Annotated in this window: 15 protein-coding genes; 13 read left to right on the top strand and 2 right to left on the bottom strand. The window is 28.7% G+C overall.

The genetic code is table 11. From position 1 onward, the window contains the following. Positions 1 to 1868 (bottom strand): leucine-rich repeat domain-containing protein (locus tag AVL50_RS12070; protein ID WP_172826825.1); only part of this gene is annotated, 1868 nt, incomplete at its 3' end. Positions 1869 to 1979: 111 nt separating this feature from the next. Here AVL50_RS12070 and AVL50_RS12065 point away from each other — a divergent pair. The 13 genes from AVL50_RS12065 (at position 1980) to AVL50_RS12005 (ending at position 13820) form a co-directional block, all read left to right on the top strand. Next, positions 1980 to 2747, top strand: a complete 768-nt coding sequence (locus AVL50_RS12065; RefSeq protein WP_062616761.1) for a sulfotransferase — start codon at positions 1980 to 1982, stop codon at positions 2745 to 2747. A 38-nt stretch (positions 2748 to 2785) separates the two neighbouring features. Then, positions 2786 to 3574, top strand: coding sequence for a sulfotransferase (locus AVL50_RS12060; RefSeq protein ID WP_062616760.1), 789 nt, complete (start codon positions 2786 to 2788; stop codon positions 3572 to 3574). Then, positions 3567 to 4157: an acyltransferase family protein gene (locus tag AVL50_RS12055; RefSeq protein WP_062616759.1), complete on the top strand. Its 591-nt coding sequence runs from the start codon at positions 3567 to 3569 to the stop codon at positions 4155 to 4157. Before AVL50_RS12060 ends, AVL50_RS12055 begins: the two co-directional genes overlap by 8 nt. After that, positions 4139 to 5062 carry a glycosyltransferase family 2 protein gene (locus AVL50_RS12050; RefSeq protein ID WP_062616758.1) on the top strand — a complete coding sequence of 308 codons (924 nt, stop codon included), beginning with the start codon at positions 4139 to 4141 and terminating at the stop codon, positions 5060 to 5062. Before AVL50_RS12055 ends, AVL50_RS12050 begins: the two co-directional genes overlap by 19 nt. A gap of 116 nt (positions 5063 to 5178) precedes the next feature. Next, positions 5179 to 5958 (top strand): glucose-1-phosphate cytidylyltransferase, encoded by a 780-nt coding sequence (gene rfbF / locus AVL50_RS12045; protein WP_062616757.1) that lies wholly within the window; start codon positions 5179 to 5181, stop codon positions 5956 to 5958. Further along, positions 5949 to 7031: a CDP-glucose 4,6-dehydratase gene (rfbG, locus tag AVL50_RS12040; RefSeq protein ID WP_062616762.1), complete on the top strand. Its 1083-nt coding sequence runs from the start codon at positions 5949 to 5951 to the stop codon at positions 7029 to 7031. Before rfbF ends, rfbG begins: the two co-directional genes overlap by 10 nt. Beyond that, positions 7028 to 7999, top strand: a complete 972-nt coding sequence (locus tag AVL50_RS12035; RefSeq protein ID WP_062616756.1) for an NAD(P)-dependent oxidoreductase — start codon at positions 7028 to 7030, stop codon at positions 7997 to 7999. The genes rfbG and AVL50_RS12035 overlap by 4 nt, the downstream gene beginning before the upstream one ends. Next, the gene (locus AVL50_RS12030; RefSeq protein WP_062616755.1) at positions 7986 to 8495 is read left to right on the top strand and encodes a dTDP-4-dehydrorhamnose 3,5-epimerase family protein; all 510 of its coding nucleotides are present in this window, start codon (positions 7986 to 7988) and stop codon (positions 8493 to 8495) included. Before AVL50_RS12035 ends, AVL50_RS12030 begins: the two co-directional genes overlap by 14 nt. A 9-nt stretch (positions 8496 to 8504) precedes the next feature. Next, positions 8505 to 9440: a glycosyltransferase family 2 protein gene (locus AVL50_RS12025; RefSeq protein WP_062616754.1), complete on the top strand. Its 936-nt coding sequence runs from the start codon at positions 8505 to 8507 to the stop codon at positions 9438 to 9440. Further along, on the top strand, positions 9437 to 10543 hold the full coding sequence (locus AVL50_RS12020; RefSeq protein WP_062616753.1) for a glycosyltransferase family 4 protein: 1107 nt from the start codon (positions 9437 to 9439) through the stop codon (positions 10541 to 10543). Before AVL50_RS12025 ends, AVL50_RS12020 begins: the two co-directional genes overlap by 4 nt. Continuing rightward, positions 10536 to 11477 (top strand): glycosyltransferase family 2 protein, encoded by a 942-nt coding sequence (locus AVL50_RS12015; protein WP_062616752.1) that lies wholly within the window; start codon positions 10536 to 10538, stop codon positions 11475 to 11477. The genes AVL50_RS12020 and AVL50_RS12015 overlap by 8 nt, the downstream gene beginning before the upstream one ends. A 79-nt stretch (positions 11478 to 11556) precedes the next feature. After that, positions 11557 to 12651 carry a glycosyltransferase family 4 protein gene (locus tag AVL50_RS12010; protein WP_062616751.1) on the top strand — a complete coding sequence of 365 codons (1095 nt, stop codon included), beginning with the start codon at positions 11557 to 11559 and terminating at the stop codon, positions 12649 to 12651. Between the two features lie 32 nt (positions 12652 to 12683). Beyond that, positions 12684 to 13820: a glycosyltransferase family 4 protein gene (locus AVL50_RS12005; protein ID WP_062616750.1), complete on the top strand. Its 1137-nt coding sequence runs from the start codon at positions 12684 to 12686 to the stop codon at positions 13818 to 13820. On the opposite strand, the gene AVL50_RS33345 is transcribed toward AVL50_RS12005, so the two are convergent. After that, on the bottom strand, positions 13789 to 14922 hold a 1134-nt coding region (locus AVL50_RS33345), incomplete at its 5' end, for a hypothetical protein (protein ID WP_062616749.1). The genes AVL50_RS12005 and AVL50_RS33345 overlap by 32 nt on opposite strands.

Here is a 14922-nt window from a genome sequence, read left to right as displayed (position 1 = left end):
GCATTGTTTATAGCTTGTCCATTATTATACCATTGGAAGGTATTATTAGCGGTATTAGTATCAAAATCATCAGGCAGGTTCAAAGTGGTACTTACACCACCTGAAACATCGAGGTATTGTTCTGATCCAATTTTGCTTTGTGGAGTATAAATAAAGTTTTGAGGTAATGTAGTAAAAATGTTTTCAAGACTTTCAAAAGTTAGGCTGTTATTGTGTACAAATAAGGTGTCAAGCTGATCAAGATTAGCAAATGTACTTGGAATAGTGTCGAGTCCTGCATTATTTACTTTTACCTGATTAATTCTTCCATTAGCGAATGTGATACCTTCCCATGAAGTAATAGGTTGATTAATATCCCATGTTAGTGTGTTATTAATATTTTTAGTGTAAATATCAGCAACAGCACTTGAATCTGTAACGAATTGTTGTGCATTGAGAATTAACTGATCATTCGATTTAAGTGTTAGATCAGGGAATTCAGAATTGGTTATTAGGCAATAAAATGACCCCATTTCATTTGTTGTATAAGTACTGCTGTTACCGCCGGTAACTATTATTATATTATCCTTATACCACTGATAGGAATTATTGGGGGAATTTATTTCAGCCGGTAGGTTTAAAGTGATGTTATTTCCAGTGTGGCTATATATTAATGTTTCTCCTACCTTATTTTGTGGAGCATAAATAAATGAGCTTGGAAACGCCTGAGTTATTTTTTCAAGTTCTTCAAAAGTAAGATAGTTATTGTCAATCTGTAAAGAATTTAAAGCATCCAGTACATTAATATCATTAGGCAATGTACTAATATTCTTATTTTGGATATTGATATCAGTGATTCTATCTAATGGATTTCCGGAATGTGAGATTCCATTCCATGTTGAAATTGGAGAATTTAGATTCCAGTTTAGAGAATTATTGTTGTTTAGGGTATAAATTTTAGCAACAGCTGTGGAGTCTGTCAGGAATGGCCCTGCGTTAAACATAGTATATGTACCAGTTTGTACTTGCGCTAAATCGGGGAAGTCAACATTGGTGATAATACAGTGATAAGTTCCATCTTGTGAGATACTTATTGTTCTGTTAGTTTCTCCGGTCATAATTCCATTTTCATCATGCCATTGGTATTGGTTGTTTGTAGCGGAATCAGGAGCATACAAGGTAAAGTTATTATCAAAGTATATTGTAGAATCCTGTGATATATTGTTTTGAGGGGAATATACTGAGCTACTTTGTTGCAGAGAAGTAGTATTGATATTTTCGAGGTCAGAGAAAGACAGGTTATTATTTTCTATTCTTAGAGTAGATAGAATATTAGCATTGATGAAATCGGGACTGATATATGAAATGTTATTATCTCTAATGAAGATTTGATTGAGTTCTGTCATGTTACTAAACCCATCAATTATCCTTGTGATTTTATTACCATTAAGGTTTAAGACTTGCAAACTTTCCAGAGATGTTAATTGTTCGGGTATTGTATGTATGTTGTTGAATTGTAATTTAATAGATTTAATATTAGTTAGGTTCTCAATATCAGAAGGTATTAAGGTTAAATTTTTATCGGGTAAATTTATTTCAGTTACTCTGTTGTTTTTAATAGTGATTCCACTCCATGTGCTTACAGGTTGATTTAGGTCCCATGTCAGAGTGTTTTCAGGGTTTTGATTTACAAATTCTACAAGTGCAAGTGAGTCTATTTGGTTTGTTCCGTTGTTTTGGGTAATTATTTGAATATTTGATCTATTTCTATAGCTATTATGATTCTTACTATAATCTATATAGATGGGATTCTCTTTAAATGATTGGGATAAATCAATTGAATTATTTGAAACTAAGTAGAAACATAGAATATAAGCAATTAATTTCATAAATTTTTATTGATGAGTCAACTTTTATTATCTTTGTTATACTGAAATAACACAAATTAATATTATATCAATAAGTAGTGTTATTTGTATACATGTTTATAAACAAATTTAATGATTAACGTTAATAAAAAAAAAATAGATTTTGTTGTAGTTGGAGCTCAAAAAGCAGGTACAACTGCTTTAGATAGGTATCTTAGAAAACATGAAGGAATTAAAATGCCTTTTAGAAAAGAACTACATCATTTTGATAATGACTCTACATTTAAATATTATCCTCATTTTTATAGAAATTTTGTTTATCACAAAAACTTCAAACCTTTTAAAGATTTATCTAAAAAATATGGAGAAATTACACCCATTTATATGTATTGGGATAATTGTATGGAGAGACTTAAAAGGTATAATAGTGAACTAAAAATTATAGCAATATTGAGAAATCCAATAGAAAGAGCTTTTTCTCATTGGAATATGGAATATGATAGAGGGAATGAAAAACGATCGTTTAATGATGCTATTTTAGATGAGAGATCAAAGATAGTTGAATCGAATTACGTTAAGGATCGAGTGACTTCTTATCTTGATAGAGGTTTTTATTCTAGACAGGTAGAAGAGATATTTTCTTTATTTAAAAAAGAACAGGTACTCTTTATTAAGTACGAAACATTTAAAACTGATCAAGAATTTCAATTACGTAATATTTTTGATTTTCTAGGGGTAGATAGCGATAGTTATTTTTTTGAAAAAAAAATAGTGCATGAAAGAAAAAAACATTCATTTGTTGAACCTTCTATAAGAAATATGTTGATTGAACTATACCAAGAAGATATTTCTAAATTAGAAGCTACACTAATGTGGGATTGTAACGATTGGAAGGTGTAATTTTTTATGAGTAAATAGCTAATTTTTTGAGAATTATTATGGATAATAAAATTATATGTATTGCTGGAATGCATAGATCAGGAACCTCATTGTTTACAGACTATTTGCAACAATTGGGAGTGTTTATAGGAAAAGACTTATTAGGTTCTGCTTCAAGTAATAAAAGAGGACATTATGAAGATAAAGAATTTTTGAAGTTACATGTCGAAGATTTAAAATTAAAAGGATTGGACCCTGATGGGTTATTACATGTTAAATCACCATTGTATTTTGAACCTAGTATATTAAGGAAAGCTAAAGATCTTGTAAATCGAAGAAATGCAGAACATTCACTTTGGGGGTGGAAAGAACCTAGATCAGTTTTGTATTTACAACATTGGAAGGAAATCATACCGAACTTGAATATTATTTATATCAATAGACCAGATATAGAAATAGTAGATTCTTTAATGCGAAGAGAAATTAAGATAGAGGAATATAGAAGAACACTATATAGAAATCCGATCAACTATATAAAAAGTTATATTTTATTTAAATTATATTTGAGAAAAAGAATTAAGGATTATAAAAAAACGTGTGATGTGTATAGAGAATCAGTTGAGAAAGTAAAGAAAGATGATTCAAGGTTTTTAGAAATAAGTTTACACGATTTACTGAAAGACAATTTAAAAGTTTATCAGCTTATAGAGACATTTTTATCAGTCCCTTTAAATAAAGTAGATATTACAAATTTTTTTAATCCTCAATGGATGAAGCAAGATAGCCCCTTAATAAAAGAAGCTAAATGTGAAGATATTTTTCTTGAAAGGAATATAGATAATGAATAATAGCCTAAACCCAATCAGACACTTTTTAGCCTCTTTTATTATTATAACGCATTCTTATACTTTATTAGGTTCACCAAAAAAAGATATTTTATATCGATTGACTAATCATCAGTTGTCTTTATCTTCATTTGCAGTGAATGCTTTTTTTGCTATCTCTGGATGTTTGATTTTCAAGTTATTAGATAAGTTAGAGTCTATTATTGATTATATAAAGAAGAAGTGTTTCCGAATATTTCCAGCATTATGGGTGATGTTATTGATATCTGTCTTTATAATTGCTCCTTTTTTTTCTGAATCTTCAAGTGAAGAGCATTATCAAAATAAAAGTGTGTGGATTTATTTCATATCTAATATCTTTTTATATACTCATTTCAAAGGAGATTATTCTTATGGAATATTTTTATATGGTTTTTTTGTGCTACAAATGCTGGTTGCAATATTTCCATCAATCACAGTTTTCAATTTAGCTTTATTGAGTATCGCGTTGTCATTTGTCTTTGTTTATTTTTCATGGCACATTTTTGAGGAAAAAGCATTGGGACTGAAGAATAAAAAAATACAAATATGGAACTTTCAATTATAATCATTAACTACAATACATTTAAAATGACTTGTGAATGTATTGACTCTATCTATAAAGAAACTAAAGATATTACTTTTGAAATTATAGTAGTCGATAATGCTTCTCAGGAATGTGATCCAAAATTATTTTCAGAAAAATACTCAACTATTACTTTGATTGAAAATCAAACAAATGAAGGTTTTGGTAGAGCAAATAATAGGGGTATGAAGGCTGCAAAAGGGGATGTTTTTTTATTATTGAATTCTGATACAATTATTTTAGACCAAGCGATCACTAAATGTTATCACTTTTTAATCGCAGAAGAAAATAAAGAAGTTGGTGTACTTGGTTGTAAGCATATCAATTTAGAGAATAAGGAAGTAGATCCTGTATTTTTGGGAGAATATAATCTTAAAGAATATTTTTTGAATACAAATCGTTTTATTAAACTTTTTCGATCGAATGAGAAAAAAGACCTTAATGGAATAACAGAAGTTTCAGGTGTTTCAGGTGCTTTCTTTATGTTGAAGTCTGAAGTTTTTAGAAAGACAAAAGGTTTTGACCCTCATATTTTTTTATATTCTGAAGAAACAGATTGGTGTAGGAATAGAATACGACCATTATATAAAATAATATATTACCCTTATGCCAAAATTCTTCATAAAGAAGGAGGTAGTGGTGTGAAAGAGGTTATGGCAAAACAAGCATTATTATCTTTTATTTATATTTGGTTTAAAAAAGGAGTTGTATCATATTATACTTTTTTATTGATATATTTTATCAATGCTGTTACGAATTTAGATAAAAAAGCATTGATGAGGTTGTTTTCTCTTAGATCATATTTGAGAAAATCTTATTTTGAAGATATTCTTTTAAGGCACGATATGTTCTTTTTGAAAGAATTAGATAATCGTAAGGATAATTAAAGGATACTAACTTTAAAAATGATATAGAAACTAATTTTATATACATGATATTTCAAATTATGAGAAGTTATTGTGTGTTGTAATAATCTGAAAATATTTTTTTTTAAAAAAACTAAATGAAAACAGTCATCTTCGCAGGTGGATTAGGTTCTCGGATCTCTGAGGAATCACACCTAAAACCCAAACCAATGATTGAAATTGGAGGAAAACCAATTTTATGGCATATAATGAAAATATACCAGTCTCATGGTTACAATGATTTTATAGTTTGTTTAGGCTATAAGGGGTATATCATAAAGGAATATTTCGCAAATTACTTTCTGCATAATGCAGATGTAACATTTGATTTAGCCAATAATCAGATGGAAATACATAAAGCAAATGCTGAGAATTTGAAAGTAACTTTAGTGGATACTGGTTTGAATACAATGACTGCCGGTAGATTACAAAAAGTAAAATCTTATTTAGAAGGAGAAGAGGAGTTTATGCTAACTTATGGAGATGGTGTGTCAAATGTTGATATTACAGCATTAGTGAATTTTCATCGTCAACATGGGAAAATAGCTACAGTCACAGCGATACAGCCTGCGGGTAAGTTCGGGGTCTTAGAAACAAATAGTAATGAAGAAGTTACAGGATTTGTTGAAAAACCCAGTAGTGGAGGAGCTTGGATTAATGGAGGCTTTTTTGTTCTGAAATCGGATGTATTTAAATATCTTGAAGGGAATATGGAGGATGAAATGTGGGAACAGAAGCCTATGAAAGGGTTAACCCAAGATCAAGAATTGGTCGCTTATCACCATCATGGTTTTTGGAAGTGTATGGATATACTAAGAGATAAGGTTGAGTTAGAAAAAATGTGGATTACTAATCCTCAATGGAAAAAATGGAACTAAAGGATATATTATCAAAATCGTATAAGAATAAGAAAGTTTTTGTCACGGGTCATACTGGATTTAAAGGGGCATGGCTTATTCTTTTATTACATAAGTTAGGAGCAGAAGTAAAAGGATATGCATTGCAACCTGAAGAAAGATCATTATATAACGATATATCAGGTGATAATTTTTGCGAATCTATAATTGGAGATATTAGAGATCAAAGTAATCTAATAAAAGAACTACATGCTTTTCAGCCTGATTTTGTTTTTCACCTTGCCGCTCAGCCTTTAGTATTAGCTTCTTATGAACATCCAGTATATACCTATGAAACGAACGTAATGGGTACTGTGTATTTGTTGGATGCTATACGACAGATGGAAAAAAAATGCCATGTTGTGATGATTACAACTGATAAGGTGTATGAAAATAAAGAATGGCTCTATCCTTACAGAGAGACAGATCGTTTAGGTGGTTTTGATCCTTATAGTTCTAGTAAAGCAAGTTCAGAGATTGCTATAGCCTCTTTTATTAAAAGTTTTTTTCCTGTTGAACAGTATAATCAACATCAAAAAGCAGTTGCTGTAGTGAGAGCTGGAAATGTAATAGGTGGTGGAGACTGGGCAACCAACAGAATCATTCCTGATATTGTAAAGGCATTGTCAAATGAAGAAACAATAAAGGTGCGAAATCCAAGAGCGGTAAGACCATGGCAACATGTTTTAGAAGCATTGATTGGCTATTTACAGATTGGGAAAAAGTTATCAGAAGAAAATGATATTGCAGTCTGGGCAAGTGCTTGGAATTTCGGTCCTCTTTACGATGAATTTGTGGATGTAGAAACATTAGTACAGAATGCTGTGGAAATTTGGGGAAGTGGTAATTATGAAGCAGTTGAAGTAAAACAGCCTCATGAGGCAAAACTGTTAAGACTAGACTGTTCTAAAGCATCCAATTTATTGGGGTGGCAACCTCAAAAAAATGCTTCTGAAGCCATTAATTTCACTATTCAATGGTATAAGGCAGTACTTCAAGAGAAAATTCCAGCATCAGACTATACTAATCAACAAATAGACGAATATTTAGGATGAAAATAGCTTTAATAGGAGGGTCTTCATTCTTAGCGGAAAAGATACTAGAACAGTATGCTTTGAATGATCAAGATGAAATAACCATTTATACAAGAACAAAAAAATCTTGGATGTTCTATCCCTCTCAAGGGGAGGATCATTCAAGAAAACCTAAGTATAGAATTAAAACGTTCGATGCTTATGAAGATCAAATTCATTCATGGGTATACGAATGGTCGAGAAATGATGTCATTATTAATACAATGGCAGCAGGTGTGCAACCAAAACAGGAAGTAAGTTCTCAAGATATTCTAGAAATTAATGCTTTCTTTGCGATTAAATTGATAGAAGGACTACTTGAACATGAGTTTAAAGGGAAACTATTTACTTTTGGATCCTATTTTGAAATAGGTGATACTGGTAGTGAGGAGTTGTTATCCGAACAAGATTTTGTTTTTTCAAATAATAAACTTCCTAATACCTATTGTATATCAAAGAAAACCCTAACACAGTTTATACACCATAAACATCAATCGTCGCCATTTGATTTTGAACACCTGCATTTGATTTTGACTAACATCTATGGTAAGGGGGAAAATGAGAATAGGCTATTTCCTTATATAGTTCAATCTGTAAAGGATAAGAAAGATCTCAAGTTTTCTTCAGGTTTACAACAGAGACAATTTACACATATTGCAGATGTAGCTAAATTGGTGATTAAGTTGGCTAGTTCAACTTCTCATTATCACGGAATATATAATATTACATCTGATAAAACAAATAGTGTAAAAGAGGTAATATTAATGATGCTACAACAACTTGAGGAAAAAGGTTATGTGTTGCCAAAGTATGAATTTGGTGAAGTCAATAGAAGAGATCAATCCATGGAATTTTTGGGTATTTCATCAAAAAAAGCTCAAAATGAATTAAATTGGAACCCCGAAATATCTATTGAAGAAGGGTTAAAAGAATATTATGAAAATAATTAACAGTTACTTTGAAGAAGTACACCATATAGAGAGTCATTTTTTTAGTGATGAAAGAGGTGTTTTTTTAAAAGCATTTGATAAAAACACTTCAGTTTTTAAGGATTATGTTATTCAACAGTCGAATTATGTGCATACTAAAGAAAAGTACACTTTAAGAGGTATGCACTTCCAGAAAGAGGAGTTTGCTGAAGCAAAGTTTTTTAGAGTAGTACAAGGGAAGGCACAAATAGGCTTTGTTAATGTCTCAGGGACCAAAGAATCTGAATGTTTAAACTCAGGATCCATTATTTTAAATAATCCTAAAGAAAGTGTATTTATACCAAAAGGTTATGCAACAGGGTATTTAACTTTAGAACCAGATACAGTTGTTTTGTACTTTTCTGATAATATTTACCAGCCCGATTCAGAGAGCGGAATTCTTTGGAATGATTCTCGCATAAATATTCCTTGGGAATCTCAAAGTCCAATTCTTTCACAAAAAGACAAACTCTGGTAAAACAAACTTATGCTGTTAGATATTTTAATTCCAACTTATAATAGATCACAAGAATTAAAGAATAATTTGATCTATCTAATTGATGAAATTATAACAAACAACCTCAATCAACATATTTGTATACATATTTCTGATAACTGTTCAAGTGATAATACAGAAGCTGTTGTAAAAACTATTATTAATTCTAATGAAGATGTGAACATCTTTTACTATAGAAATTCTGAAAATATTGGTTTAGAGAGGAATGTAGTTTCAGTGTTATCTAAAGCTACTTCTGAATATATTGTATGGCTTGGTGATGATGATATATTAGATAAGGGGTATTTGAAATTTTGTGTAGATGAATTACAGTTTAATAAAAATATAGGATGTGTCATCACTGGTATTTTAAAAGAATACGAAGATGGCACTTTGGTAAAAGTTAGAAATCCTGGTTTTGATTCTAAGTTATTAACTAATTCATTTTCTGATATTTTAAATTATTCGTATTTAGGACATCAATTGTCTGGATTAGTAATGAAGAGAGAATCTTTATTAGATGATTATATAAAAAATGAAAATTATAGAAACATCTATCTTTTTATTTATTTTGTAACCAATAGAATGACTAAGTATGATTCTTTATATGTGCCTAAGTTTAGAACAAAAGTACCTGTATTCAATACAAAATTTTGGGAATATAATAAAATAGGACTACTAGATGAGGTTTTTAAATCATATTATCCATTTTTAAAGACCCTAGGAACCAGAAATGTTGCTAAACTTATTTCATTTTTCTTGATTCAACAATCAGCCTTTCGTCTTAATATTGAAACTAAATCTCCCTTGAGATTATTTAGACAATATATTGAAATATTAAGATGCATACCTTTTAAAAGTAATAGATTAAATTTTGAGATTTTTCAAATTCTCTTAAAAGAATACATTCTGAAATTTATTAGATGAGAGTTTTAGCAATAGATCCTGTACCTTCATCATCTAGAGGAGGACAAGAGAAAAGCTTATTTGATATAATAAAGGGATTAAGGAAAAATGATATTGATGTAGACCTTTTATATAAATCAAATGGTGATTATATACCTGATTATAAGAATTTAGGAGTGATATGTATGAAATATCCATCATTGCATATTCGTCATTCAGTTCTTTCTTTATTACAGTTTGTTTATACAATAATTTCCTTTTTATTGAAAAGGAGGAAATATGATGTTATTTACATTAATGAAATCTTAGAATTACCTATAGCATTTATTATAAGTCGATTTACACATAGTAAAGTCATTTGTCATCTGAGGCTTCCTCCTAATATAGAGAATGGTAATTTTTATATTTCAAAAAAAAATCAAATCGGTTTGTTAATTGATTATGTTGATTACTTTATTGTAGCTAATCAGGTAATGTTTGACTTGTATTCAGATGTTGGTTTACCTGTTTCAAAATTAAAAATTATCCCAAATGGTTTTTGGGTAGATGAACTTCCTTCAGTTAAGGCAGAAAAATCCAATGAAATAAGAAAACTAGTATACCTTGGAAGAATCACAAACCAGAAGGGTGTTCATGAATTGATAGAAATTTTTCATGAACTAGTTAAAAATAATGATAAGCTTAGTTTAGATATTATAGGAAAGCCTTTAAATAGTGAACAAGACAAATATTTATATGATTTAATAAATAAGGTAGAAGTATATAACTTAAATACAAAAGTAAACTTTATTCCTGGAACGAATAATCCGATCAAAACTCTCAACAACTATGATTTGTGTATTTTTCCTTCAGTATGTAGTGAAGCATTTGGCAGAGTATTATTTGAATCAATTTACGCAAATACACCAATAATCGGCAATAACGTTGGGAGTGTGTCTAGCATAATAGACGACACAAATATGGAATGGACTTATACATCTAATGGTGATGCAGTCAGTAAAATATCAAACTTTATTGATGATCCTTCAAGTTATAATCTTCTTGAAAGAAGAAAGTCTATGTTAAAGAAATATGATCTAAACCATATTATTGAACAAATCATAATTTTATTTAAAGATGAATAACAACCCTAAGGTTTCTGTTATAATGCCTGCTTATAATTGTGAGCAGTATATAGAAAAAGCAATAAATAGTATTGTTAATCAGACATATTCAAATTGGGAGTTATTGATTGCAGATGATGGGTCTTCTGATAATACGAAAAATATAATTGATAACTTTAAGGATAAAAGAATTTTTTGTTACCATAATGAGCAAAATTTAGGGAATTTACACACATCAAATAAGTTGTTTAACTTATGTACTGGAGATTTGATAACTATACAGGATGCAGATGATTGGTCAACAACAGATAGATTAAAATTACAAGTAAATGAGTTCTTAAATGACAAAGAATTGTGTTTATGTGGAACTCAAAGTATAAAAATAACCAATGATCAAAAAATATTAAAAAAGTCTTGTTTTCCTAGTTCCCATATTGAAATCAAGAAAGCGTTGCCAAATGAATTCCTTTTTACTTCTGCTTCAATTATGATTAAGAAGAAATTGTTAGATGAGTTTGGAGGATATCCTCTTTTTTTTAACAGAAAGGGAGGTGTTGATTGGTATTGGTTTGGGAAAATGATACTCAAGTATAAAATGATAAATATAAAAGAACAAACTTATTTTTATCGTTATAATCCTGAGTCAATAACTAATAAAATTCCAAGTGATCCGAATAATATGATTATTGGTAGACTTGTTGTCTATTTACTTAATCAAAATTTAAAATATGGTAAAGATGGTTTGGGCAATGATGAAGAATTGAAAAATAATTTCAATTGCTATCATGAGTCTTTATTAGAAAAATATATTAAAGATAAATATTTATTAAAAAGAGAATATCATATTAGAAGATTTCAAAATAACAAAGAAATGAAATCCTTATTCTTTTTATTTATGAATTTTATTTCATCTCCAAAATATTTTGTGAAATATATCCTTAATAAATTATTGTAAATAGAATACAATTCTATTGGCAATGTGAAATTTCAAAATTTCTTTACTGTTAATTATTTAAACTTTGAATTAATATATAATGAAGTTAAAATTTAAAGTAACTCATATATTCTATAGTGGCTTAGGTGGACATGCAAATGTTTTTTTTTCCTTATTAAAGGCAGATAAATTATCGCTTTATGATTCAAATGTAATTTTATACGGAATAGAAGACCCTCTAAAGGAGTACATAATAAATTTTGAGAAATATAACATTACATATACATTTGTGAGGAAAAAAAAGGGGATGGATATATTTTTTTGGTTAAAAATTTTTCAAAATATTAGAAAAATTAGACCTAATAGAATTTTTCTTCATGGTAGTTATAATATAATACCCTCTTTTGTTTATTCCGTATTTAATAAAACAAAAATAATAGTAAGGGAAACACAAGCAAATCATTTGAAAACAAAGTTAGAATGGATATTACTTTATCTATCAGTTTTCTTAAGTGACTATTTAGTTTTTCTTTCAAAAGCTTATCATACAGAGTTGATAAATAACTCTCCTAATATCTTTATAAATAGAAAAATACGGATAATCCCTAATGGGATTGATTTAACCTTCTATAAGCCAAATAAGATGATTAATATTGATAAGCGGTTTATGAGGATTGGGATGATAAGCAGGGTAGTTCCAATTAAGGATCATATCACTTTATTAAAAGCTTTTTCTAAATTAGTAACGAAAAACAGTAATTTAATTCTAAGAATTGCTGGAGATGGTACTGAATTAGAGAATTTAAAGGAATTATCACAAAAATTAAAAATCCAAAAAAATGTTGAATTTTTAGGTACCATAACTCAAAGTGAAATACCTGAATTTTTAAACTCATTAGATATTTATGTACATGCGACATTTGGAGAAACTATGAGTACATCAATTATGCAAGCTCAGGCTTGTGGATTACCTATAGTCGGAACAAATGTTAAAGGAGTTAAAAACATAATTAAGCATAATGAGAACGGATTATTATATGAGCTGGAAGATGCATTAGATTTAGAAACTCAACTAATAACTTTATTAACATCAAAAGAAAAAATGGAAAAATTCTCATTGGCATCTATTCAATATGCTAAAGAAAAGTTGTCAAATGAAAATATGTTTAAAGAGTATGTTAAGATATTAAGTTAAATAAGTTGATTATTGTATTAAATAAATATTAAATGAAAGTACTTTTTATTCAGAAAGTTAAAGGACTTGCAGGTTCAGAAAAATATTTTTTAGAATTATTACCAGAGTTAAAACGTAAAGGAATTGAATGTCAATTTCTTTCTGTTCGTTTAATGCAAGATGGAGATAAACCTTTACTTTTCAACAGAAAGCTAGAAGAACTTGGAATTAAGGTTTTTGATGTCAAATCAAATTCTGATATTAGTTTCCAATTATTAAATAAAATTAAAACAATTATTCAGTCAGATAATTTTGATTTAGTTCACACACATCTTATTCATGCTGATTTTTGGGTTGCGTTAATACAGTTGTTTTTTAATGTGAAAATAATCCAATTATCAACAAAACATGGGTACGACGAAAAGTATATTGAACTTCATGGTTTTAAAGGGGAAAAAAAAATAAGAGATAAATATTATTATATATGTAAATTCAGTGAAAAGTTTATTAAAAAATCTTTCGCAGTTTCAAAAGGATTACAAGATTTATTTATAGACCTAACTATATCTAAACCTGATAATATTTCAACAATTCATCATGGTTTTAATTATCCAGCTATTGATAATAGAAAAGAGTTTATCACGCAAAAGCCTATTTATCAACTAATAATTGTAGGACGATTAATTCCATTTAAAGGGCATAAATTATTATTTGAAGCACTTTCAAAAGTAAAAAATCATATACCAAATGTTAATCTATTTGTCTTAGGAAGTGGAGAGTGTAAAGAGTCTCTTGAACAACTTTCATTAGATCTAGATATTGAAGAAAATGTTAGTTTTATAGGTTTTACTGAGGATGTAAATGAGTATCTCTTGAAATCTGATGTGATGATAGTTCCATCAATATCTGAAGGTTTTGGGTTGGTATTTTTAGAAGGAATGAATGCTAAGCTTCCTATTGTAGCATTTGATGTTTCAGCTTCAAATGAAATTATTAAAGATAACGAAAATGGAATATTAGTTAAGCCATATGATATTGAAAAGTTAGCAGAAGCAATAATATATTTATTTGAAAACCCTGAAAAAAGGCAAACTTATGCTATAAATGGTTATGATAAACTCATAAGCTATTTTTCTTTAACGAGAATGGTTGAAGATACTATCTCTTTTTACGAAAAGGCTTTAGTTTAGAGTTTGATTTACTGTAATTAATAATTAGATATATTATATAAAAAGGCATTATAGGGGTTTTAAACCTTTGTAAAACACCATAATTGAAAGATATATACCCTGCAATAAACCCAAATAATAATGAATAAGTAAGTATAAAAGCTAAATTTGGATCATTAAAAGTATTTTTCATATTTCTTATGGGGCCAACTTTTATAAGAATAACTAAAGTCATGATAAGAATAGCAAAACTTTCAAAAGAACCAATGAGTTGAACAAGTTTAGATGTTTCCCAAGGAAATGGTCTAAATAATGTGTAGCTGATTGCTTCTGGAAAAGATTTTAGCATACCTAATAAAGATAAATCTCCAGCAGTACTTAAATGATATGTTGAGGCTTCACCTCCTCCATGACCTTTTGAACGAGAACCATGATCACCTTGGAATCCAGAAATGGTACTTTGAGCTGAATTAAATTCTTCGCTTTTTTGAATGAATACTTGTAATTTTGGTAATATTATATAAAAGGATAATGGAATTGATATTACTAATAGAAAAGAAAATGTAAGTTTATAAATAAAAGTAATTTTTTGATAATAATTTAAAAATATTAATAATCCTAAACATGGAAATAATACATAGATAGTTGCTCCTTTGACCCATTTGATCAAAAGAAAGCAGACAATCAAATTAATAATGTAATTTATTTTTATTTTTTTATTCAGTATTTTGTAAAAGTAAAAAACAAAAAAACCAATACCTCCTGTTGTTATTGCTTCTTTAATTATACCACTAGACCAAAAAATACATGATGGAATAAATAATACTGCAATACATATCATTTTGTAATAATGCTTATATAATGTAGTAAATAGTTGTATTAATTTCCAAGTGCCTAAAAAAGACCATAAACCAAAAAATAATGATGTAGTATAATAACTTTTAAAGGTGAAAAGTTGAATAATACCTGTTATCTGAACCATCCTCCATGTACTAATATCTCTTTTATAAGGAATTTTACTAAGGTATGAGGCACTTAAACCTGATATTGAACTTTGGTTGTAAGTGAAGACTTCTGTACCAATTAATGGTGATTCATAAAAAGCGTCGACAAGATCCTTGCC

Origin of the sequence: Flammeovirga sp. SJP92, from assembly GCF_001583495.1 — a bacterium.
In the GTDB taxonomy this organism is placed as follows: Bacteria; Bacteroidota; Bacteroidia; order Cytophagales; family Flammeovirgaceae; genus Flammeovirga.
Note: the sequence above shows the minus strand (reverse complement) of the source record. Positions and strands in the feature narration are given on the sequence as shown.